This is a genomic window from Niallia alba (assembly GCF_012933555.1).
Lineage (GTDB): Bacteria > Bacillota > Bacilli > Bacillales > Cytobacillaceae > Niallia > Niallia alba.
Window position 1 is genome coordinate 498757 of sequence record NZ_JABBPK010000001.1, and the last position, 23528, is coordinate 522284.

The 23528-nt window shown below is 39.1% G+C and carries 21 protein-coding genes, 1 tRNA gene and 3 rRNA genes; 21 read left to right on the top strand and 4 right to left on the bottom strand.

Features of this window, described 5'->3' with window-relative positions; all coding sequences use genetic code 11:
* Positions 1-79: 79 nt before the first annotated feature.
* The 8 genes from HHU08_RS02615 (at position 80) to tsaD (ending at position 8336) form a co-directional block, all read left to right on the top strand.
* Positions 80-1629: ribosomal RNA gene (locus HHU08_RS02615) — 16S ribosomal RNA — on the top strand.
* A gap of 478 nt (positions 1630-2107) precedes the next feature.
* Positions 2108-5045: ribosomal RNA gene (locus tag HHU08_RS02620) — 23S ribosomal RNA — on the top strand.
* A 222-nt stretch (positions 5046-5267) separates the two neighbouring features.
* Positions 5268-5384, top strand: a 5S ribosomal RNA gene (rrf, locus tag HHU08_RS02625).
* Together the 16S, 23S and 5S rRNA genes with 1 tRNA gene alongside form the textbook arrangement of a ribosomal RNA operon.
* A 19-nt stretch (positions 5385-5403) precedes the next feature.
* Positions 5404-5477, top strand: a tRNA-Met gene (locus HHU08_RS02630).
* A 216-nt stretch (positions 5478-5693) separates the two neighbouring features.
* Positions 5694-6146 carry a tRNA (adenosine(37)-N6)-threonylcarbamoyltransferase complex ATPase subunit type 1 TsaE gene (gene tsaE, locus HHU08_RS02635; protein ID WP_016204044.1) on the top strand — a complete coding sequence of 151 codons (453 nt, stop codon included), beginning with the start codon at positions 5694-5696 and terminating at the stop codon, positions 6144-6146.
* Complete coding sequence (tsaB, locus tag HHU08_RS02640; RefSeq protein WP_016204043.1) at positions 6146-6859, top strand: tRNA (adenosine(37)-N6)-threonylcarbamoyltransferase complex dimerization subunit type 1 TsaB; 714 nt, start codon at positions 6146-6148, stop codon at positions 6857-6859. Before tsaE ends, tsaB begins: the two co-directional genes overlap by 1 nt.
* On the top strand, positions 6859-7305 hold the full coding sequence (gene rimI, locus HHU08_RS02645; RefSeq protein WP_016204042.1) for a ribosomal protein S18-alanine N-acetyltransferase: 447 nt from the start codon (positions 6859-6861) through the stop codon (positions 7303-7305). Before tsaB ends, rimI begins: the two co-directional genes overlap by 1 nt.
* Positions 7302-8336, top strand: coding sequence for a tRNA (adenosine(37)-N6)-threonylcarbamoyltransferase complex transferase subunit TsaD (tsaD, locus tag HHU08_RS02650; RefSeq protein ID WP_169187741.1), 1035 nt, complete (start codon positions 7302-7304; stop codon positions 8334-8336). The genes rimI and tsaD overlap by 4 nt, the downstream gene beginning before the upstream one ends.
* Before the next feature lie 200 nt (positions 8337-8536).
* On the opposite strand, the gene HHU08_RS02655 is transcribed toward tsaD, so the two are convergent.
* Positions 8537-10465 carry an ABC-F family ATP-binding cassette domain-containing protein gene (locus tag HHU08_RS02655; RefSeq protein ID WP_169187742.1) on the bottom strand — a complete coding sequence of 643 codons (1929 nt, stop codon included), beginning with the start codon at positions 10463-10465 and terminating at the stop codon, positions 8537-8539.
* A 139-nt stretch (positions 10466-10604) separates the two neighbouring features.
* On the opposite strand from HHU08_RS02655, the gene moaC reads away from it, so the two are divergent.
* Together moaC and HHU08_RS02665 are read left to right on the top strand one after the other, a co-directional pair.
* Complete coding sequence (moaC, locus tag HHU08_RS02660) at positions 10605-11096, top strand: cyclic pyranopterin monophosphate synthase MoaC (protein WP_101728798.1); 492 nt, start codon at positions 10605-10607, stop codon at positions 11094-11096.
* Between the two features lie 33 nt (positions 11097-11129).
* Positions 11130-11804: a redox-sensing transcriptional repressor Rex gene (locus HHU08_RS02665; RefSeq protein ID WP_169187743.1), complete on the top strand. Its 675-nt coding sequence runs from the start codon at positions 11130-11132 to the stop codon at positions 11802-11804.
* A gap of 138 nt (positions 11805-11942) precedes the next feature.
* Here the strand turns inward: HHU08_RS02665 and HHU08_RS02670 are convergent, their stop codons facing one another.
* Together HHU08_RS02670 and HHU08_RS02675 are read right to left on the bottom strand one after the other, a co-directional pair.
* Positions 11943-12161 (bottom strand): YdiK family protein, encoded by a 219-nt coding sequence (locus tag HHU08_RS02670; RefSeq protein ID WP_016204037.1) that lies wholly within the window; start codon positions 12159-12161, stop codon positions 11943-11945.
* Between the two features lies 1 nt (position 12162).
* The gene (locus HHU08_RS02675; protein ID WP_101728799.1) at positions 12163-12897 is read right to left on the bottom strand and encodes a CPBP family intramembrane glutamic endopeptidase; all 735 of its coding nucleotides are present in this window, start codon (positions 12895-12897) and stop codon (positions 12163-12165) included.
* Positions 12898-13253: 356 nt separating this feature from the next.
* On the opposite strand from HHU08_RS02675, the gene groES reads away from it, so the two are divergent.
* The 9 genes from groES to HHU08_RS02720 all read left to right on the top strand — a co-directional run bounded on the left by groES (position 13254) and on the right by HHU08_RS02720 (position 20155).
* Positions 13254-13538 (top strand): co-chaperone GroES, encoded by a 285-nt coding sequence (groES, locus tag HHU08_RS02680; RefSeq protein WP_016204035.1) that lies wholly within the window; start codon positions 13254-13256, stop codon positions 13536-13538.
* A gap of 74 nt (positions 13539-13612) precedes the next feature.
* Positions 13613-15244, top strand: coding sequence for a chaperonin GroEL (gene groL / locus HHU08_RS02685; protein ID WP_169187744.1), 1632 nt, complete (start codon positions 13613-13615; stop codon positions 15242-15244).
* Between the two features lie 322 nt (positions 15245-15566).
* Complete coding sequence (locus tag HHU08_RS02690) at positions 15567-16697, top strand: SEC-C metal-binding domain-containing protein (protein ID WP_169187745.1); 1131 nt, start codon at positions 15567-15569, stop codon at positions 16695-16697.
* Between the two features lie 115 nt (positions 16698-16812).
* Positions 16813-17118, top strand: a complete 306-nt coding sequence (locus HHU08_RS02695; protein WP_328822981.1) for a hypothetical protein — start codon at positions 16813-16815, stop codon at positions 17116-17118.
* A complete protein-coding gene (locus HHU08_RS02700) occupies positions 17118-17876 on the top strand; it encodes an RQC-minor-1 family DNA-binding protein (RefSeq protein WP_169189594.1) in 759 nt (252 codons plus the stop codon). Before HHU08_RS02695 ends, HHU08_RS02700 begins: the two co-directional genes overlap by 1 nt.
* Positions 17877-17926: 50 nt before the next feature.
* Positions 17927-18769 carry a DUF6398 domain-containing protein gene (locus tag HHU08_RS02705; RefSeq protein ID WP_169187747.1) on the top strand — a complete coding sequence of 281 codons (843 nt, stop codon included), beginning with the start codon at positions 17927-17929 and terminating at the stop codon, positions 18767-18769.
* Between the two features lie 75 nt (positions 18770-18844).
* Complete coding sequence (locus HHU08_RS02710) at positions 18845-19330, top strand: SEC-C metal-binding domain-containing protein (protein WP_016204029.1); 486 nt, start codon at positions 18845-18847, stop codon at positions 19328-19330.
* A 184-nt stretch (positions 19331-19514) separates the two neighbouring features.
* Positions 19515-19775 carry a hypothetical protein gene (locus HHU08_RS02715; RefSeq protein ID WP_016204028.1) on the top strand — a complete coding sequence of 87 codons (261 nt, stop codon included), beginning with the start codon at positions 19515-19517 and terminating at the stop codon, positions 19773-19775.
* The gene (locus tag HHU08_RS02720; protein ID WP_101728822.1) at positions 19772-20155 is read left to right on the top strand and encodes a retropepsin-like aspartic protease; all 384 of its coding nucleotides are present in this window, start codon (positions 19772-19774) and stop codon (positions 20153-20155) included. Before HHU08_RS02715 ends, HHU08_RS02720 begins: the two co-directional genes overlap by 4 nt.
* Positions 20156-20627: 472 nt before the next feature.
* Here the strand turns inward: HHU08_RS02720 and HHU08_RS02725 are convergent, their stop codons facing one another.
* Entirely contained in the window at positions 20628-21743 is a 1116-nt protein-coding gene (locus HHU08_RS02725; RefSeq protein ID WP_101728823.1) for an IS4 family transposase, read from the bottom strand.
* A 309-nt stretch (positions 21744-22052) separates the two neighbouring features.
* Between HHU08_RS02725 and HHU08_RS02730 the strand changes: the two genes are divergently transcribed.
* Both HHU08_RS02730 and HHU08_RS02735 read left to right on the top strand, forming a co-directional pair.
* Positions 22053-22535 carry a hypothetical protein gene (locus HHU08_RS02730; protein ID WP_016204026.1) on the top strand — a complete coding sequence of 161 codons (483 nt, stop codon included), beginning with the start codon at positions 22053-22055 and terminating at the stop codon, positions 22533-22535.
* A 381-nt stretch (positions 22536-22916) separates the two neighbouring features.
* Positions 22917-23288, top strand: coding sequence for a DUF956 family protein (locus HHU08_RS02735; protein ID WP_016204025.1), 372 nt, complete (start codon positions 22917-22919; stop codon positions 23286-23288).
* The last annotated feature ends 240 nt before the right edge of the window (positions 23289-23528 follow it).

A 23528-nucleotide genomic window follows, 5' to 3' on the forward strand; every position in this document is an offset into this window, starting at 1 on the left:
AATAATCGTTTTATAATGAATGTTATAAAACAAAACAAGTAATAAAAAGCTAGAGTTTAGCAATGAGCTAATCAACTCTTTATTGGAGAGTTTGATCCTGGCTCAGGACGAACGCTGGCGGCGTGCCTAATACATGCAAGTCGAGCGGACTTTAAAAGCTTGCTTTTAAAGTTAGCGGCGGACGGGTGAGTAACACGTGGGCAACCTGCCTGTAAGACTGGGATAACTTCGGGAAACCGGAGCTAATACCGGATAATTCTTTCCACCACATGGTGGAAAGCTGAAAGACGGCATCTCGCTGTCACTTACAGATGGGCCCGCGGCGCATTAGCTAGTTGGTGAGGTAACGGCTCACCAAGGCAACGATGCGTAGCCGACCTGAGAGGGTGATCGGCCACACTGGGACTGAGACACGGCCCAGACTCCTACGGGAGGCAGCAGTAGGGAATCTTCCGCAATGGACGAAAGTCTGACGGAGCAACGCCGCGTGAGTGATGAAGGTTTTCGGATCGTAAAGCTCTGTTGTTAGGGAAGAACAAGTACAAGAGTAACTGCTTGTACCTTGACGGTACCTAACCAGAAAGCCACGGCTAACTACGTGCCAGCAGCCGCGGTAATACGTAGGTGGCAAGCGTTGTCCGGAATTATTGGGCGTAAAGCGCGCGCAGGCGGTCCTTTAAGTCTGATGTGAAAGCCCACGGCTCAACCGTGGAGGGTCATTGGAAACTGGGGGACTTGAGTGCAGAAGAGAAGAGTGGAATTCCACGTGTAGCGGTGAAATGCGTAGAGATGTGGAGGAACACCAGTGGCGAAGGCGACTCTTTGGTCTGTAACTGACGCTGAGGCGCGAAAGCGTGGGGAGCAAACAGGATTAGATACCCTGGTAGTCCACGCCGTAAACGATGAGTGCTAAGTGTTAGAGGGTTTCCGCCCTTTAGTGCTGCAGCAAACGCATTAAGCACTCCGCCTGGGGAGTACGGCCGCAAGGCTGAAACTCAAAGGAATTGACGGGGGCCCGCACAAGCGGTGGAGCATGTGGTTTAATTCGAAGCAACGCGAAGAACCTTACCAGGTCTTGACATCCTCTGACACTCCTAGAGATAGGACGTTCCCCTTCGGGGGACAGAGTGACAGGTGGTGCATGGTTGTCGTCAGCTCGTGTCGTGAGATGTTGGGTTAAGTCCCGCAACGAGCGCAACCCTTGATCTTAGTTGCCAGCATTAAGTTGGGCACTCTAAGGTGACTGCCGGTGACAAACCGGAGGAAGGTGGGGATGACGTCAAATCATCATGCCCCTTATGACCTGGGCTACACACGTGCTACAATGGATGGTACAAAGGGCAGCAAAACCGCGAGGTCGAGCAAATCCCATAAAACCATTCTCAGTTCGGATTGTAGGCTGCAACTCGCCTACATGAAGCTGGAATCGCTAGTAATCGCGGATCAGCATGCCGCGGTGAATACGTTCCCGGGCCTTGTACACACCGCCCGTCACACCACGAGAGTTTGTAACACCCGAAGTCGGTGGGGTAACCTTTTTGGAGCCAGCCGCCTAAGGTGGGATAGATGATTGGGGTGAAGTCGTAACAAGGTAGCCGTATCGGAAGGTGCGGCTGGATCACCTCCTTTCTAAGGAAAATGGAATTTACATTCCATCATAGATTGTTGACGATTTGTTGTTCAGTTTTGAGGGAGCAATTAATTCCTCAAAACAGTAAGAAGTTTGAGGGTAAAGAGAAACGAGTAGATCAAGGAAGCGCCTGAGTGAGCACCGGAGCGTACAACAGTACGTGAGGAGCAGAACGAAGAAGCTGACGAAGAGATGCGAAGTTTATCTTTAGCCGAAATTGTTCCTTGAAAACTAGATTATGAATAGTAAAAACAAGAAAGAAACCGAGTAATCGCCATCTTAGATTCTCTATGTTAGAGAATTATTTCTTTGAAAAGTAATCGTATTAAACGAATACCTATTCAAAGAATGGAGGGTAAAGAGAAACGAGCAGGTCAAGGAAGCGACGGAGCGAGCACCGGAGCGTACGACAGTACGTGAGGAGCAGAGTGAAGAAGCTGACGAAGAGATGTGAAGTTTATCTTTAGCCGACAACTAAGTTAAGTTAGAAAGGGCGCACGGTGGATGCCTTGGCACTAGGAGCCGATGAAGGACGGGATTAACACCGATATGCTTTGGGGAGCTGTAAGTAAGCTTTGATCCAGAGATTTCCGAATGGGGGAACCCTCTATCCGTAATGGGATAGAATCTTTACCTGAATACATAGGGTACTGAAGGCAGACCCGGGGAACTGAAACATCTAAGTACCCGGAGGAAGAGAAAGCAAACGCGATTCCCTGAGTAGCGGCGAGCGAAACGGGATTAGCCCAAACCAAGAGGCTTGCCTCTTGGGGTTGTAGGACACTCTATATGGAGTTACAAAGGAACGGGGTAGACGAATCGATCTGGAAAGGTCAGTCGTAGAAGGTAAAAACCCTGTAGTCGAAACTTCGTTCCCTCTTGAGTGTATCCTGAGTACGGCGGGACACGAGAAATCCCGTCGGAAGCAGGGAGGACCATCTCCCAAGGCTAAATACTCCCTAGTGACCGATAGTGAACCAGTACCGTGAGGGAAAGGTGAAAAGCACCCCGGAAGGGGAGTGAAATAGATCCTGAAACCGTGTGCCTACAAGTAGTTAGAGCCCTTTTATGGGTGATAGCGTGCCTTTTGTAGAATGAACCGGCGAGTTACGATTACATGCGAGGTTAAGTTGAAGAGACGGAGCCGCAGCGAAAGCGAGTCTGAATAGGGCGAAATAGTATGTGGTTGTAGACCCGAAACCAGGTGATCTACCCATGTCCAGGGTGAAGTCCAGGTAACACTGGATGGAGGCCCGAACCCACGCACGTTGAAAAGTGCGGGGATGAGGTGTGGGTAGCGGAGAAATTCCAATCGAACTTGGAGATAGCTGGTTCTCTCCGAAATAGCTTTAGGGCTAGCCTCAAGATTGAGAGTATTGGAGGTAGAGCACTGTTTGGACTAGGGGCCCCCATCGGGTTACCGAATTCAGACAAACTCCGAATGCCAAATACTTATTCTTGGGAGTCAGACTACGAGTGATAAGATCCGTGGTCAAGAGGGAAACAGCCCAGACCACCAGCTAAGGTCCCAAAGTATACGTTAAGTGGAAAAGGATGTGGAGTTGCTTAGACAACCAGGATGTTGGCTTAGAAGCAGCCACCATTTAAAGAGTGCGTAATAGCTCACTGGTCGAGTGACTCTGCGCCGAAAATGTACCGGGGCTAAACGTATCACCGAAGCTGTGGATTGACATCTATGATGTCAGTGGTAGGAGAGCGTTCTAAGGGCGTTGAAGCTAGACCGTAAGGACTGGTGGAGCGCTTAGAAGTGAGAATGCCGGTATGAGTAGCGAAAGATGAGTGAGAATCTCATCCACCGAATGCCTAAGGTTTCCTGAGGAAGGCTCGTCCGCTCAGGGTTAGTCGGGACCTAAGCCGAGGCTGAAAAGCGTAGGCGATGGACAACAGGTTGATATTCCTGTACCACCTTTAAATCATTTGAGCAATGGGGGGACGCAGGAGGATAGGGTAAGCGTGCTGTTGGATTAGCACGTCCAAGCAGTTAGGCCGGTAATGAGGCAAATCCCATTACCATATGGCGGAGCTGTGACGGCGAGGGAAATATAGTACCGAAGTTCCTGATTCCACACTGCCAAGAAAAGCCTCTAGCGAGATTTATGGTGCCCGTACCGCAAACCGACACAGGTAGGCGAGGAGAGAATCCTAAGGTGAGCGAGAGAACTCTCGTTAAGGAACTCGGCAAAATGACCCCGTAACTTCGGGAGAAGGGGTGCTCTTTTGGGTGTTAAAGCCCGAGAGAGCCGCAGTGAATAGGCCCAGGCGACTGTTTAGCAAAAACACAGGTCTCTGCGAAGCCGCAAGGCGAAGTATAGGGGCTGACACCTGCCCGGTGCTGGAAGGTTAAGAGGAGGGGTTAGCACGTGTAGTGCGAAGCTCTGAATTGAAGCCCCAGTAAACGGCGGCCGTAACTATAACGGTCCTAAGGTAGCGAAATTCCTTGTCGGGTAAGTTCCGACCCGCACGAAAGGTGTAACGATCTGGGCACTGTCTCAACGAGAGACTCGGTGAAATTATAGTACCTGTGAAGATGCAGGTTACCCGCGACAGGACGGAAAGACCCCGTGGAGCTTTACTGCAGCCTGATATTGAATTTTGGTACAGCTTGTACAGGATAGGTAGGAGCCTTGGAAGCCGGAGCGCCAGCTTCGGTGGAGGCATTGGTGGGATACTACCCTGGCTGTATTGACATTCTAACCCGCACCCCTGATCGGGGTGGGAGACAGTGTCAGGTGGGCAGTTTGACTGGGGCGGTCGCCTCCTAAAAAGTAACGGAGGCGCCCAAAGGTTCCCTCAGAATGGTTGGAAATCATTCGTAGAGTGTAAAGGCACAAGGGAGCTTGACTGCGAGACCTACAAGTCGAGCAGGGACGAAAGTCGGGCTTAGTGATCCGGTGGTTCCGCATGGAAGGGCCATCGCTCAACGGATAAAAGCTACCCCGGGGATAACAGGCTTATCTCCCCCAAGAGTCCACATCGACGGGGAGGTTTGGCACCTCGATGTCGGCTCATCGCATCCTGGGGCTGTAGTCGGTCCCAAGGGTTGGGCTGTTCGCCCATTAAAGCGGTACGCGAGCTGGGTTCAGAACGTCGTGAGACAGTTCGGTCCCTATCCGTCGTGGGCGTAGGAAATTTGAGAGGAGCTGTCCTTAGTACGAGAGGACCGGGATGGACGCACCGCTGGTGTACCAGTTGTCTTGCCAAAGGCATCGCTGGGTAGCTATGTGCGGAAGGGATAAGTGCTGAAAGCATCTAAGCATGAAGCCCCCCTCAAGATGAGATTTCCCATAGCGTAAGCTAGTAAGATCCCTGAAAGATGATCAGGTTGATAGGTCAGAGATGGAAGCGTGGCGACATGTGGAGTTGACTGATACTAATAGATCGAGGACTTAACTAAAATGAAAAGCGGAAACGCCTGTTTATCGACGTAGAAACTGGAGGAGCATCGACTGAGATAAAGGAAACACGATGAACGTAAGTGAATCGATGTTGACTTATCGTAGGGAGATGATCGGAAGTTTGATAGGCGATAGGCGTTGGAGCTGGACAAAATGATTACTCATTTCTTTCTTTTTACTTCATAATCTAGTTTTGAGGGAATAACCTCAAAATAAAATAGTCTGGTGGCGATAGCGAGAAGGTCACACCCGTTCCCATACCGAACACGGAAGTTAAGCTTCTCAGCGCCGATGGTAGTTGGGGGTTCTCCCCCTGTGAGAGTAGGACGTCGCCAGGCTTTTATTATTTAATATCGTCGCGGGGTGGAGCAGTCTGGTAGCTCGTCGGGCTCATAACCCGAAGGTCGCAGGTTCAAATCCTGTCCCCGCAATCAAACAATGAAAAAATCCTTAGGAATAAACCTAAGGATTTTTTGTTCGTCTAGGAATTTTTAAAATGGAGACACTGTGGATAACTAGATAAACAAATGAAATTTGGAAGTTGAGCATGTTTCCACGAAAAAACAAGGAGACTTACTTTAGACTCATTAAGTTATTGAGTATAATAAAGGATAATACCATTATTAAATTTGTATTAGGAGTAATTTATGAATAACTTTGAATGGAAGGCAGATAACGCGGAAGAAACAATTGGTTTTGCTGAGCGAATTGCATCACTCTTAGAAGCCGGAGATGTCATCACTTTAGAAGGTGACCTTGGAGCAGGCAAAACAACTTTTACAAAGGGAATAGCAAGAGGGTTAGGAATAACTAAAACAGTTAATAGTCCTACCTTTACAATTATTAAAGAATATCAAGGGAAAATGCCTTTATATCATATGGATGTTTACCGATTAAAGGATAGCGATGAGGATTTAGGATTTGATGAGTACTTTGAAGGGGATGGAGTTACTGTTGTTGAGTGGGCTCATTTAATTGAGGATCAACTGCCACTGGAATACCTGCAAATTCAATTGTTTTATGATAACACATCGGGTAGAAAAATTATACTATCCCCAAAGGGCTCTCGCTATATGCAATTATGTAAGGAGTTATTTTAATGAAGATATTAGCAATAGATACATCAAATTTTGTTTTAGGAATTGCTTTATATGAAAATGGGAAGGTAATTGGGGAGTATATTACAAACTTGAAAAAGAACCATTCGATTAGAGCGATGCCTGCAATTGAACAGTTAATGAAGGATTGTGATATAAAACCAAAGGATCTTTCCAAGATTGTGGTAGCAAAAGGGCCTGGATCTTATACAGGTGTTCGGATTGGAGTAACCATTGCTAAAACACTTGCGTGGACTTTAAACATCCCATTAGTGGGTGTCTCTAGTCTAGAAGTACTTGCTGCATCGGTGGGAAGATATTTTGATGGGTATGTTTCTCCCCTATTTGATGCAAGAAGAGGACAGATTTATACGGGGCTATATCAATTTACCAGCAATGATATGGAAGTCGTAAAAAATGACCAATTGATTCTGTCTACTGATTGGGTAGAACAGCTTGCGTCATTAAAACAGCGAATATTGTTTGTAGGGAATGATTTGCCTATACACCAAGATATTTTTACAGAGGGATTAGGGAAGTTTGCTCATATAACAGATGCAGTGGATTTTAATCCTAGACCGTCTATTCTCGCAATGTTAGGTGAAGCGAGACCGGAAGAAGCGATACATACATTTACACCTAACTATATTCGATTAGCAGAGGCAGAGGCAAATTGGCTTAAGGCAAATAAAGAGAAAAAGGAAGACAGGGGATAATGTCAGCATTCGAATTTCGCTATATGACAGTCGCAGATATCGATAATGTTTTTTTAATCGAAACAATCTCTTTTCCTACTCCCTGGAGTAAAGAAGCTTTCTATAATGAGCTAACACAAAATCGATTCGCGAAGTATATTGTGATTCAATATGAAGAAGAGTTGGTCGGGTACTGTGGAGTATGGATTGTGGTAGATGAAGCACATATTACTAATATCGCGATTTTACCAGAGTACAGAGGGAGAAAGCTTGGTGAAACATTACTTACTAAAGTAATGGAAGAGGCAAGGAAAATGGGAGCTACTTCTATGACATTAGAAGTCCGTGTAACGAACGTCGTGGCACAGAATTTATATAGAAAACTGGGATTTCAAAATGGGGCAATCAGAAAGAAGTATTATACAGATAATCAAGAAGATGCTTTAGTAATGTGGGTGAAATTATGAAGAATAATAATGTGATTATAATGGGTATGGAAACAAGTTGTGATGAAACAGCAGTTTCTATTGTAAAAAATGGAACCGAAATTCTTTCCAATATCGTTGCTTCTCAAATTGAAAGCCATAAACGATTTGGCGGAGTTGTTCCAGAAATTGCTTCAAGACATCATGTGGAGCAAATTACGCTTGTAATAGAAGAGGCACTTTCCCAGGCCGGTATAACGTATGAAGAAATTGATGCAATTGCGGTAACAGAAGGACCCGGTTTAGTAGGGGCTCTTTTAATAGGAGTAAATGCAGCGAAAGCAATTAGTTTTGCACATGATATCCCCCTTGTCGGTGTACATCATATTGCTGGCCATATATATGCAAATCGACTTGTGGATAACTTAGAATTTCCTTTATTGGCACTTGTGGTTTCTGGAGGCCATACAGAATTAGTGTTAATGAAAGAGCATGGTCATTTTGAGGTTATCGGAGAAACAAGAGATGATGCGGCTGGAGAAGCATACGATAAAGTTGCAAGAACGCTTAATCTTCCTTATCCAGGTGGACCTCATATTGATCGATTAGCAGGAGAAGGAAATCCGAAAGCGGTGAAGCTACCAAGAGCATGGATAGAAGGTACATATGATTTTAGCTTCAGTGGATTAAAATCAGCAGTTATCAACACTGTGCATAACGCAGAGCAACGAGGAGAAGTTATTAGACCAGAAGACTTGGCCGCTAGTTTTCAAGAAAGTGTAGTGGATGTATTAGTATCAAAGACTGTGGAAGCAGCAGAAGAATATCAGGTGAAACAAGTTGTATTAGCTGGTGGAGTTGCGGCTAACAATGGTCTTCGAACAGCTCTTATGGATAAATTTAAGGAAATGGATTCTGTGAAACTAACTATCCCTCCATTATCTTTATGCACAGATAACGCCGCAATGATTGCTGCAGCGGGAACTATTTTTTATGAAAAAGGGCATCGGGCTGAATTGGATTTGAACGGAAATCCAGGATTAGATATAACTATCCACAATGAAAAAGAATAAGACTTTTTACTTATATGCATAGAATAGAGTAATTGTGAATAAATATGATGTTATATACACAAACTGTGGATAATGTGAGTAATTTATTATGTTTTTGTGGATAATGTGTATAAACATGTGGAAAGCTTATATAATAACTTCTTAATATGTGGATAATAATGTGGAAAAAAAGTACTGGGTAAGTGAATACCCAGTACTTTTTACTTATCTGACAATTCGGTCCATTCATCCATTAAACGCTCCATTTGATCTTTTAGCTGTTCAAGGTTTTTATTTAGCTCTAAAACTTTTTCGTGGTCCTGAAAGACTTCAGGTTCGCAAAGAAGGGCTTCATGTTCCGATACTTTCGATTCTAATTCTTCAATGGTTGTTTCAATTTCTTCGATTCTTCTTACTCTTTGTCTTTCTAATTTTTTTGCTTCTTTGCTCATTTGGTAAGAAGTTTTTTCTTCCGTTCCTGTATCTTGTTCTAGTTGAATAGCAGCTGTCGCTTCTAATGCTTGAATTTCTGCTTGTTCTAGCTTCTTTTCCACATAATAATCATAGTCACCTAAGAATTCTGTGGATCCTTCCGCAGCTAATTCAATTACCTTTGTTGCTATCCTGTTAATAAAATAACGGTCATGGGAAACAAATAAGATGGTGCCAGGATAATCAATTAAGGCATTTTCGAGCACTTCCTTACTGTCTAAGTCTAAATGGTTTGTTGGCTCGTCCAAGATTAATACATTAGGTTTTTCCATCATTAGCTTCGATAATGCTAATCTTGCTTTTTCTCCACCACTTAAAGAATTCACTGTTTTTAAAACATCGTCTCCTGAAAATAAGAAATTACCGAGTACAGTCCGAATTTCTTTTTCAGGTGTCAGTGGGAAGTCATCCCATAATTCATTCAGTACTCGTTTATTTGACGTTAATTCTGCTTGTTCTTGATCATAGTAGCCGATCATGACGTTTGATCCCAGTGTAATCGATCCGGCATGCTTTGGCAGCTTTTCAATAATTGTTTTTAATAATGTAGATTTACCAACACCGTTTGGACCGACAAGTGCGACACTATCGCCTCTACTTATATGAAAGTTGATATGTTCTGATACGATATTATCTTTATAGCCAATGGAAAGATCATTAATTTTCAAAACATCATTTCCCGTTTGCTTGGTAATTTCAAAACCAAAGGACGCCGATTTTTCATTTCCATCTGGGCGATCCATTCGTTCCATTTTATCTAATGTTTTTCTGCGGCTTTGTGCTCTTTTAGTAGTAGATGCGCGTGCTAAGTTTTTCTGGATAAATGTTTCCAGTTTTGCGATTTCATCTTGTTGTTTTTCGTAAAGTTTCATTTCTCGCTCATAATTTGCCGCTTTTTGCTCAAGATAACCGCTATAGTTACCAATAAATTTTTGAATATAGTGTCTAGATATTTCGTAAACTTGAGTTACCACTTTATCAAGGAAATAACGGTCATGGGAAACAATTAGTACAGCACCCTTGTAGCCTTGCAAGTATTGCTCTAACCAAGATAGTGTTTCAATATCAAGATGGTTTGTCGGCTCGTCCAGGATCAGAATATCTGGTGTGGTCAGGAGCAGTTTGGCTAATGCTAATCTTGTTTTCTGCCCACCACTTAATGTAGAGATTTTTGTACTATAATCGAATGTATTAAAGTTTAGTCCGTGTAAAACGGAACGAATATCTGCTTCGTATTGATAGCCGCCGTTTTCTTTAAATTCGAATTGCAGATGATCATACTCTTTTAAAATTTTCTCAAAAGCATCTGGGTTTTCGATTGTGCTAGGGTCAGACATTTGTTGTTCTAGTTTTCTTATATGCTTCTCTTTTAATTGAAGTTCATGGAAAACAGTTAACATCTCATCCCAAATAGAAAGACTTGATTCGAGGCCAGTATTTTGGGCAAGATAGCCTATTTCGACATTTTTCGGCTTTATGATTTCACCGGAGTCATAAGATAGCTGTCCAGCAATTATTTTTAATAAAGTAGATTTCCCAGCACCATTTCTTCCCACTAGAGCGATCCGGTCTCTTGTTTGTACTTCTAATTTTATATTTGATAAGATAAGTTCAGCTCCAAAGTGCTTGGTCAGCTGATTTACTTGTAATAGTATCATTTCTTCACCTCAGGGGATTATGTATCTTAAGTGTAACCTAAAAATACGTTATACTGCAATAAAGGGGAAACGGGAAAAAAGTGATAATAAATACACATTCTCCTTAAAATAGTGTATCATTTTGCTTAGAGGTGTTATTATGGGGGAGTTTACACATTTTAATCAAGAAGGCCATGCGAAAATGGTTGATATTTCAGAAAAAAGTGAAACCGCTCGCATAGCTGTAGCGCTATCTAGTGTTAAAGTAAGTGAAGAAATCTATCAAAAAATCACGAAGCAGGAAATAAAAAAAGGGGATGTTTTAGCTGTTGCCCAAGTAGCTGGAATTATGGCTGCCAAAAAAACGGCTGATATCATACCTATGTGTCACCCTATTATGTTGAAGGGTGTCGATATATCGTTTCGATGGGAAGAGGATGCAGGGGATTTTCACTTGATTATTTCAACGACGGTAAAGACAGTTGGAAGTACTGGTGTAGAAATGGAAGCTTTGACCGCTGCATCTGTTACAGCATTAACAATTTATGATATGTGTAAAAGCATGGATAAAGGAATGGTAATTGGCCCCACTTATTTAGTCGAGAAATCGGGTGGAAAAAGCGGCGATTACAAAAGAGAGCAGTCGAAATAACTGCTAATTTTTAAATATAGGTAGGGGATAAGTATGCATAATGAGGTAATGAAAATACCGCAGGCAACAGCGAAGCGGTTACCATTATACTATCGTTTTTTAAAAAACTTACATTCATCAGGCAAGCAGAGAGTCTCTTCAGCTGAATTAAGTGAAGCGGTGAAAGTAGATTCTGCTACCATAAGACGGGATTTCTCTTATTTTGGCGCCCTTGGAAAAAAAGGGTATGGATATAATGTAAACTATTTATTATCATTTTTCCGTAAAACATTAGACCAAGATGAACTAACTAAGGTAGCTTTAATTGGTGTTGGTAATCTTGGAGTTGCCTTTTTAAAATATAACTTCTTAAAAAATAATAACACAAAAATAGAAGTAGGATTCGACGTTGTAGAAGAAAAGATTGGCACTTTAGTGAACGATGTGCCTATTTATCATATGGATGACTTAGAAAAGGTTCTCCAAGAAAATGATGTGGAAGTAGCGATACTAACAGTTCCTGCAAGTACAGCTCAGGTAATTACGGATCGTTTAGTAGAAAGTAATATTAAAGGGATATTGAATTTTACTCCAGCGCGGTTAAATGTGCCTGCAAATGTACGGGTTCATCATATTGATTTGGCTGTGGAATTACAATCACTTGTGTATTTCTTAAAGCACTATCCTACTCCAGATGTAGAAGTAGAGGTTGAGGAAACGGAAGAATAAAAAGGAAATGCGTGTATAAGGGTGTAGGGCTAACTACATTCTTATACACGCATTTTTTTGAGATTTGCTGATTTTTGCTCTGGCCAGTTGCTTGCTCTTTAAAACTCCAACTACATATTAAAAGCTTTTAAATAGCTATTACTTCGGTTTTTTTGCATCATTTTGGTTTTTTTTCAGGAAGAAGTGGAAGTTGATTAACTTTATTCCTGATCCGATGTCAAAGGTTGCCAGAATGACTAATAAATACGTATAGAATCCCCAGTCTTGGTTTCTTTGTAGATCGTGAATAGCAAAATACGTAAACAGAGCTCCAAAAATAATATATAGAACTCCTGAAAATAACGGTGATCTTCTCATTTTATAAAAATCCTCCAATAAATTGTGTTACGCCCGAGTACTTTTCCTGCCATTCGATAATTCTGTCATAGTTTAATTGCAGAATAACTACCAGTGTATTCATTGCGACATGGGCGAAGATTGGCACAAGGATTCTTTTGGTCTTTACGTAAAGAAAAGCAAATGTAAAACCCATGCTTGCATATAGGAGAATATGGACAAAATCCATATGAGCAACTGCAAAGATAAGGGAGCTTACAAGTGCAGAGATAAAAAATCCGAACCGTTGATAAAGAGAGCCGAAAATAATTTTACGGAAAACAATTTCTTCTAAAATCGGACCAATGATACTCACAACCAGAATAACAAAAGGCGCGGAATCGATAATACGCATGATTTGTTCTGTATTTTCTGAACCAGGTTTAATGCCTAATAATTGCTCAACTATTCCGGCAAAGCTCTGGGCAAATAAAGAAAGAAAAACTCCGCCGATAGCCCATCCAATAGATGCAGGCAAGCTCATTACATCCGAACGCATTGGATTTCGCACTTCTTTTCTTAATAAAAGAAGGCAGATGATTAAAGTAAGGATAAAACTAAATATTAGCCAAATAACGCCAGCTTGAAATTGTATCGCTTTAGAAGCTGGATTGTAGCCCAGTAAATCAGCGATAAAAAGAACAACTGGAACTCCGACAAATGTAGAAAGCTGCATAGCGATATAAGCTATTAAGATAATCCAATATTCTTTTTTCAAAATAAAAGCTCCTTTAAATAATAATGGTTTAATAAAATGGTGATGAAAGAATATATATAAGTCGTTCGTACTTATTATATTGGAGAATAGAAACAATCATACTTTCTATTCTACTAATAAGCAGTGCTCAGTTTCAAATAGTAACAACTAAAATAATAGAAAGAGTGAATATTTAAGGCTTTAACGTATATACTTTGTAAGGGAGCTAGAGTCTAGAAAAAAAATTTACGAAAAAATAAGTCTTGTCTCTTGCATTATGAGAAAAGATTAATTAATATAATAATTGTGTTAGCACTCATAGCGATTGAGTGCTAACAAGAAAATATAATGTATATAATTTGAGGAGGTTGTTTCACTTGTTAAAGCCATTAGGAGATCGTATTATTATTGAGCTTGTTGAAACAGAAGAAAAAACTGCAAGTGGTATCGTATTACCAGACTCTGCTAAAGAAAAGCCTCAAGAAGGTAAAGTAGTAGCTGTAGGAACTGGTCGCGTATTAGATAACGGAGAGCGTGTTGCGCTTGAAGTATCTGTTGATGACCGCATTATCTTCTCAAAATACTCTGGTACTGAAGTGAAATACGAAGGTAAAGAGTACTTGATTCTTCGCGAAAGCGACATCTTAGCTATCGTTGGCTAATTCTATTTTAAACATAAGAGATTAACTGATTATAAAAAATACATGATAAACAATACTTGAGGAGGTTTTTCAAAATGGCTAAAGATATTAAATTTAGTGAAGAAGCTCGCCGTGCTATGCTGCGTGGGGTTGATGCTCTAGCAGATGCTGTTAAAGTAACACTTGGACCAAAAGGACGTAACGTGGTTCTTGAGAAGAAATTTGGTTCACCACTTATCACAAACGATGGTGTAACAATTGCTAAAGAAATCGAATTAGAAGATGCATTCGAAAACATGGGTGCAAAACTAGTTGCTGAAGTAGCAAGCAAAACAAATGATGTTGCTGGAGACGGGACAACTACTGCAACAGTTCTAGCACAAGCAATGATTCGCGAAGGTCTTAAAAACGTTACAGCTGGAGCTAACCCAATGGGTATCCGCAAAGGGATGGACAAAGCAATTGCAACTGCAATTGAAGAACTAAAAGCTATCTCTAAACCAATCGAAGGCAAAGCTTCTATTGCCCAAGTTGCTGCAATTTCTTCAGCTGATGAAGAAGTAGGACAATTAATTGCTGAAGCAATGGAACGCGTTGGTAACGACGGTGTTATCACAATCGAAGAATCAAAAGGTTTCACTACTGAGCTAGACGTAGTAGAAGGTATGCAGTTCGACCGTGGATATGTATCACCTTACATGGTAACTGACTCAGATAAAATGGAAGCTGTTCTTGAAAATCCATATATCTTAATTACAGATAAAAAGATTACAAACATTCAAGAAATTTTACCAGTGTTAGAGCAAGTTGTTCAACAAGGTAAACCATTATTAATCGTTGCAGAAGACGTTGAAGGCGAAGCAAATGCTACATTAGTATTAAACAAACTTCGCGGTACATTCACAGCAGTAGCTGTTAAAGCTCCTGGATTCGGTGATCGTCGTAAAGCAATGTTAGAAGATATCGCTGTTTTAACTGGCGGTCAAGTAATCACAGAAGATCTTGGCTTAGAGCTTAAAACAACATCTATTGAATCTTTAGGACGCGCTGCAAAAGTAGTAATCACAAAAGAAACTACTACAATTGTAGAAGGTGCAGGTTCATCTGATGATATCCAAGCACGCGTTAACCAAATCCGTGTTCAATTAGAAGAAACAACTTCTGAATTTGACCGTGAAAAATTACAAGAACGTCTTGCAAAACTTGCTGGTGGTGTAGCAGTAGTTAAAGTTGGTGCTGCAACAGAAACAGAATTAAAAGAACGCAAATTACGTATTGAGGATGCTCTAAACTCTACTCGTGCTGCTGTGGAAGAAGGTATCGTAGCAGGTGGTGGTACAGCACTTCTAAACGTATACAATAAAGTAGCTGCTATTGAAGCAGAAGGCGACGAAGCAACTGGTATAAACATCGTTCTACGCGCGATCGAAGAACCAGTTCGTCAAATCGCATTCAACGCAGGTCTAGAAGGATCCGTAATCGTTGAGAAATTGAAAAACGAACCAGTGGGAACAGGATTCAACGCTGCTAACGGCGAATGGGTAAACATGATCGAAGCTGGTATCGTTGATCCAACTAAAGTTACTCGTTCTGCCTTACAAAACGCAGGTTCAGTTGCTGCTATGTTCTTAACAACTGAGGCTGTAGTTGCTGACAAGCCAGAACCAGCAGGTGCACCAGCAATGCCTGATATGGGCGGTATGGGTGGAATGGGCGGCATGATGTAATAAACGCCCTCAAACCCTTGATATATAAGGGCTTTATGTAAGATGAGAGTGGAATGCTAACATTTTTGTTAACATGAAGTTTTTAAAGGACGCTTCTCATGAGTTGAGCAAACTTATGGGAAGCTTCTTTTTTATATCTGAAAGTTTAGTTGGAGGAATAAGAAAGTTCCTTTTAGAGTAGTCGGCCCCGTTTCAAGTGTTCATATTAAGCACATGTGTGATAAAATGAAAAAATAAATATGAGATGAAAAAGATGGCTAGTAAGGAGTTGCCGTGGCTTTTGATGTTGTCAGAGGTGGACGCAATGTGAAAGGGGTAAAAAATGGTGGTAAATAAAAACAAGAATCAAAAGATAATAGGAATAGTTTCATTAAAGGAAGCGCTATCCGCATTAAAAGTCGCAGATCTTCAAGACATCCGGAAAAAGCTGCAAATTAAAAATATAAGCTCGATGAAAAAGGCGGAGTTAATTCAATCTTTGGCAGAGGCAATCCCTGTTCTTTTCAGAAATATTATCAGTCAGTTCGATGAGCGACGATTATTTTTAATAAAAAATATCATTGCCAATAATGGAGTTATGAGCGCAAACAATCTAGAAATCGAGGAGATGGAGTATCTCCATAAAACTGGTTTTATGTTTACTAGTTTTCAAAATGGTAATCCAATCGTCATGATCCCTTTGGAATTATTGCCTTCTCTAGTGAAAATTATTCAAGACGAAACGATACTTACAGATGTTAAGCGGAATACGGAATGGATAAAGATTACCCGCGGATTACTCTATTATTTTGGAACGGTGCCGCATGACGAGTTAGTGCATTTAGTTGAGAAATACACGCCTATTCACCCAGATTACCTTGCCTTCAATCAGGTTATATTTGATGCGATGGAATACTATCAAGAAATATACATTAACAGGTATGGCTATTCTTACTGGGAAGTGCTAGACCCTTTAGTTATTTTAGAGGAGCAGGCATCTAGAAAGAATATTGATTACTATCCATTCTCGAAGAAACAGCTCCTTGAAGCAGGTGAAACGGACTATGTGGAGTGTCCAAAAGGTTATTCTCAACTTTTATCTCTATTTACGAAAGAGTATCGGATGTCAAAACAAGAGGCGAAGGAGTTTGTTGAGGACTGTATTATGCATGCGAAATTAGGCAATCAACCTAGTCAGCTTCTTCAATATTTACAGACTCACCTGACATTTGAAAGCTTAGAAGCAGTGCAAAGACTGATGGATGCCGTTGTTCTTCTTATGAATAATACGAGGGAATGGTATTTAAAGGGATATACATCGGAAGAGCTATTCGCGCAGGAAAAGAAGGTCTTACCGCCTTTGCCCAATAAAAAAGGAGAGGTCATTAGTCTCCAAACCCGTCAAAAGGTGGGGAGAAACGATCTTTGCCCATGTGGGAGCGGGAAGAAATTTAAGAAATGTTGTGGGAGTTGAAAATCTGAACAGTGATAAAAAATGTTAAAAGTTTAGTGGGTGGACAAAGGGATAATGAGTTATATTGCAGAATATCTTTCACAATTTATTGTCTAAAAAGAAGGATTTGGTGTTGGTGGCAAAAAGGAATTCACAAGCTTGGGCAGAGGCCAAAAAACGATGCAAATTGAATGAGACTGATCTACAAATGGCTAAGGAGTTGGGGATGACAGCTAAGAGCTTAATTAAAAATATCCCCATGCCTAATCAGCTATGGAAAGCACCTGTAAAAGTATGGATTCGTGATCTATATGAGGAGAAGTTCAATAGGGTCATTACATTTAAGCCTGCTCTCAGTGAAGAATTAAAAATAAAGCCCAAAAAACAAGAAAAACTGATTGTTTCTGATCACTGGGTTGATGAGGAGGACTTACCATTTTGATGAAATCTAAGACTGATCGATTATCTGATGAAGAAATAAAAGTCATATTGAGAGCAGCTGATGAAATTATTGCTAAAGGTGGAAGAACACTTCTTGCCAAAATCTTAAAGGGCTCACGGGAGAAGAAAGTATTACAGCTGGAGCTGGATAAGTGTCCTGTCTATGGTTATTATAAATCAGAAAATCTAGATGAAATTATGCAAAAAATTGACTGGATGATCGATTATGATTTTCTAGATATTGAGTATTATGGAAGACTACCAATGATTGTTTTTACAGAAAGGGGGTGGTACATAGAGTCCGATCAATGTGCGGATGAACTTTTAAATGAATGGAAGGAATGGGTCAAGCAGGGAAAGCAAAATCCCGATATGAGCTATCTAAAGGATCGGAATAGGAAAATGATTCTATTGCTGCTTGAGAAGATTAAAGAATTCGGAGATCAAGGACTTATTCCTTATCTAGAATTATGGGAGAAAGTTGATTATAAAAAGGTAAGAGATGAGATTCGAACAACTATAAATGTATTAAATAGAAAAGAGCCGTTTGATCATTCAGTTGTAAAGGAAAAAACAGAATCTATCAAAGAAGCATTAGAGGGTATTGAACCGCATGACCTACTTTTAAAATGCTGGGTATGTGGAGAACGATTTACCTTTACAACAGGAGAGCAGCAATTTTATAAGAAAAAAGGTCTTTCATACCCGAAAAGATGTAAAAAGTGTCATAACAAAAAGGATAACGAATTATCCTATTAATTAAGAAAATCTACTTTAAGAGCAGACTAATAGATTAGAGGTTGTGGAGTATGACTAAACCAAAAGAAAAGGTAGAGGAAAAGAAGGCAGAATTACTGAAATTAACAATTGAGTTTAGTAAGCAATTTTTAAATGAAGAATATGAGGGAGTAATTGAAAAATTAATAAACAAAATGGCTAGAAAAAGAGACATTCCATTCCTGTCAGGACGTATTGAAATATGGGCTGCGGCAGTAATCCATGCTTTGGGAACGATTAATTTTTTATTTGATAAATCTAGTCAACCATATGTGTCTGCTACAGAAATTTTTGAGTATTTTGGCACCAAGCAAAGTACGACTTCGCAAAAGTCGAAGAAAATTAGAGATATGTTTAATATGACCTATTTTGATAGTAATTTCTCGATAGAGTCAGTTGTTCAAGGTAGTCCTTTTAATAATCTTTCAATAGTAAATGGATTAATCGTTCCTCAAGATATGTTGAATGATCAGCAGATTGAAATCGAAGAATGGGAAATTCAAGCTGCCCAAATATTAGGAATAAGCGGTTTAGAGAGTGGTAATAAATATAAAGCAAGTTATATGGACAAATTACTCAATGTAAAAGAGACAAGTTTAATGAGTTTTTATGAATATCTATTACAACATATGATATTTCCTTTTACTGCGTTATATGAAGAGGAAGTTGGCCCTTTAGAAATCGCAGAATTTGAAGTCAGCTGTATTCATTTAGACCAAGAGATGAAAGTAGACGAAAATTATGGAATTCTTGTTGAATGCAGGTTGGGTAGGAAAAAAGTAATACTGCCATTAGCTAGCATCAAATTGGATGAAGGACATAAGAATTTTAAATGGATAGATTTATATCAAGAATGGTTCTGGTCATACAGATAATGTTCAATAGTGGATCGTTCTTTGAATGCATTTTTTAATAGACTGAAAATAGGAATGATAAAAAAAGTGGAAACTATGGAAAAATCTGATATTTTAAGTGGTAATACCTTTAGTTATTTTGATGTGTTTGAAGAGAAAAAAGGGCTTGTCTTAGGAACTGAAGTAAATGATATAAAATATATTATTTATGATCAGTATTGTATGAATCCAAGTTGCAAATGTGATGATGTTATTCTTATCTTTACAGAAAGCGAAAATAATGATTCTGAGTTTGCTATAAGATTATCTTTGAAAAGGAAAAGGTATGAGATTCTTGATATCTATGGTATTTCTAAGAGACAAGTGGATGAGATTGTTAAGGGTTCATTAAAAGATAGTGCAGAAGCAATGGAGCTATTAAAAAAGCGATATAAGGAGATGAAGGAAGCGGGAAAGGCAGTTTTACAAGGAAGTCCGGAAATAAATAGCAATAAAATTGAATTGCCAGTGGAAAAGCCTAAAAGAAATGATCCTTGTCCTTGTGGGAGTGGGAAAAAATACAAAAAGTGCTGTGGTGTATAGTTATTTGTTATACTAAATTTAAATTAATATTCCTCCTTAGTCCAGCAGTGTTGGCTTTTGAAATATCCGAACCCATTAGTATTAAAAAATTAGATGACACAAAAGAAATTCTATTGTAGTGCAAACTTGTATGATTGTTCTAATAAAGAAATTTATAAAATAATGAATCGGAAGAGGGATGTTAATGAAATGGTCTGAAGTACGTCAGCATTTTCCAGAAAGGTGTGTCTTAGTAGAAGCATTAAAGTCTGAAGCAAAAGGAAAAGAAAGAATCATCGAAGAAATGTCGGTAATTGATGACTTTGAGAATGGCAATGCAGCATGGAAAGTGTATAAAAAGCTACACGGGGAAAATCAAAATCGTGAATTATATATCTTTCACACGAATAACGAAGAAATAAAGGTAATTGAGCAGCCATATATAGGAGTACGAAGAAGAGTATGAAATTTCAACTGGATGACCGCTTACCTCTAGTCTCTGTTGAAATTGAATATGTTGGACAGAAAAAGACATTTAGCAACGTACTCCTTGATACCGGCTGTTCTTCAACCATTTTAGATACAGACTTATGTGAAGAAATTGGTCTGATGCTCGATTTAGAAAATGCAATTACACGAAAGATGTACGGAATTGGCGGTACGGAAATCTGCATTGAACAAAAAGTAAGTGGTATGAATATTGATGAGTTTCGACTGAATAATTTCACTATAGAGCTCGGTGATGTTAGAGAAATGCATGGATTTGACGGAATCATCGGGAGTGATTTTTTTCTTGCACATAAATTAATCATCAACTTCGAAAATATGGAAGTGCGCAAAAACTAGGTTAAGGTAAACACCACCTCCATATTAATACGCGATCACCTTCTGAGTATTTAATCAAAATGCTAACATTTTGCTAACGCAATCCCATAAAAACGGTAAATCCCCGTTAAAGATGTTACAGCCAACAATATCCAATACCGCGCTTTTAGCACCTCTCGTTAACGATATTACACACTCTAAACTCACGGGCGGCATGATGTAATAAGGGGGATAAACCCTTTATAAGGCCACGCTTCGAAGACAACATGGTTTGATCACATAATAAAAAAGATCTCTCGGAAATTTATTTCTGAGAGATTTTTTTATTATAAAGACATATTTTACCACTAGCGTTGCATAAATAGTGTCTTAATTTTCAGTTTAATTGTTCTTCCGGTTTGGAGCCAAAAAGGTAAATCCCTAATTAAAGGTGGCTCCATCCATTTGGAAATTTATTTACAATTAGACCTGTGTGACAACGACAATTAGCTTATTAAGGGATAGCTTTGCCTTCAATTTTTCGAAGCCAGATGTGTGCTGGTTTCCATAAGGCTGCCCTTAAATAACGGCTTATTTGTAAGGTTTTTCGCTTACTTTTTGTTTCAATTTGTGCTAGAACATGTAAGCAAAATACAATCAGCACAATAAAAACTTTATTCTGAATGGCCCAGTCACTTTGTCCGTAGAATTTCTTTATGTTGAGATGTTGCTTAATCCATTTAAAAAATAACTCAATCGCCCAACGAGATTTATACATTTCAGAAATTTCTTCGGCACTCAAATCAAAGCGATTCGTGATTAAGTGAAGTAGGTTCCCTTTTGAATCCATGACTTTTAAAAGGCGAAAGTAGTTTTCAGCTCGATTTTGAATCGTACCAATGATCACCATTTGATCCGACAAAACAGTCGTTCCTTCTGGGAGTTTAAAATCACAAACTTCCCTGATGACGGCATTTTTTCGCAATCTGGTGAGGAAAAAGAAACCATCATCGGTCATTCGATCAAAGCGTTCGTAGTCTAAGTATCCACGGTCAAACACATACATGCATTCTTTGTCATCCGCCATGATTTCAAGCTGATTGCGATCATGTTCCTTTGCCGTTGTCATGATCGCTTTTTCAGGATAGGAAATCCCTTTTTCCATAAACACAAGGCGTAGATGCAGTTTCACACCGGCCTTTGTTTTGCGGAATTTAGCCCAACGATGATTGGTCAAATTCAGTGGCAATGTGCTTGAATCGATGATTTTTAACGGCATGACCAGTTTTGTATAGTGTGTTTTAGCATGAATTTGTGATACTAAATCGAGAAATAGCCTTTGGAAAAGGTCAGGATTCAACCCATTTAATCGACGTGATAACTGAGAAATACTAATAGAATCAAGGTTGATCTCCTTTTGAAGTTGGTCATTGAAAAGACTATCACTTAGTGCATGAAGACTCTCAATTTCCTGTAATTGTGCAAACAGGAATAATTTTAGGAACGATTCGGTCGTTAATTTTTTCGTATAGAAATCTAATTTTAATGTTTTCACTTGCTCCTCAAATAAATGAGAATTAATTGGTGAAAACCATTGTCCAAATGAATTTTTTCGTGTAATCTTGTCCATGTGAGATGTCCTTTATTAGTGGATTTGGACGGGTTACCACCTGACTTTTCCATTATAAAGGACTTTTTCTTTGCACAAAACAAAATAGTGAAGATTATGGGTATTTTTAATATTGAAATTTAATTAGTGCAACACTAGTGATAAAATATGTTTATTGTTTGTCCGATATTATGCATCTGAAAAAGTAAATTAGGGTGAAAATGATTTAGTTATTCGGAGGTTTATAATAATTTACATAAATAAATCGTTAATGAAAATAATAAAAAATAAGTCTATACAACTAATTAAATTTATTTACGGAGGTTAGCTATGTACTGGAATGGTGTAGTAGAAAGACTTAACCTTACAGCAAAAGGTTCATGGTTTATTCATTTAACAGGATCGATACTACTATATTTTTCAATCACTACAACTAAAAATATTTCAAGAAATGAGTGGATATTACTTTGTGGAATGGTTGGATTTTATGGCTGGTTAATTAATATTGTAATATTCTATATTTTCGATCTTTTAGATTCAGGAGATTCCTCAATCGGTGGGATACCTGATTATTTTATGTTTATTGTAGGACCTGTTACAATTGCAATCTTGTTTTTAAATCGTTATAAATCTCCTACAAAGCTAATTAGAGTAATTTTATTTTCATTATTATCATTTTTAATGGAGTATATATTAGGAAAACTAGGCTTTTTAAAATTAAAGGGATGGAAACCTATTTATTCCATTCCTTGTTATTTGCTAGTATTTGGGGTTGCTTTACCTTGGACACTAAAGCTTATAAGAAAATCGTAAAAGACAGGTTCAGGAACTTTTGGATATTAAGTTCTTTTTACAGGCATCCTTTTTGGAAAAACAACTTTGGAGATGCTGATATAATAGAAAAGGACTTGTTAAAAACGAAAGTGAAATGCGAACATTTTACTAACTAGAAGATAATGATCGAGGTCTCTAAAAGTTTGATCGAACTTTTAGAGACCTATTTTACTATTGGGAAAAAAATGAAGATTCATATTTCCCCTTATCTAGACTATCCATGATTTCTGCTAAGATATATCAGACCCTTCATCAATCTCTCATAATTTCGAAGATAATGTGAACTTCCCCAGAGTATTTGCTTAAAGCAAAAAAACACGTATAATTATTAGTATTAAAAGATAGAAATGGAGTAAAAAAATGGTCCAATCAATTAACACAAAAGTCGATTTAGTTATTAATGCAACCTCGCATACGGGAATTTCAGAATATGGGAAGATTATGATTGGGGACAAAGGATTTGAATTCTTTAATAGCCGTGATGCTCGTAAGTTTATACAGATTCCTTGGGAAGAAGTTGATTATGTAATCGCTTCGATCATGTTCAAAGGAAAATGGATACCCCGTTATTCCGTCCAAACTAAGCGAAATGGGACGTATACATTTTCCTCTAAAGATCCGAAGAAAGTTTTGCGAGTAATCCGTGAATACGTTGATCCGAAACGCATGGTCCAATCATTGAGTTTCTTTGATGTTATTAAGCGTGGATTGAGAATTAAATCAAAAAAGTAAGAGTTTTTGAAAGTAGAAGAAGTACTGAATATTATGGATTTAAACGATTAACCTGCATCTCCGTAATGATCTTGAAAGAGTCATCACTGGTAAGATGATAGCGGAACCAAAAAAATATTTTCCCTATTGAAAGTGAATATTCGGTATGCTATAATTTTTTTGGAAGCTTACTAAAGTGAAGCGAGAATAATTAAACACTCCATTTAAAGCGTTTGCAGAAATTAAATAACCATCGGCATT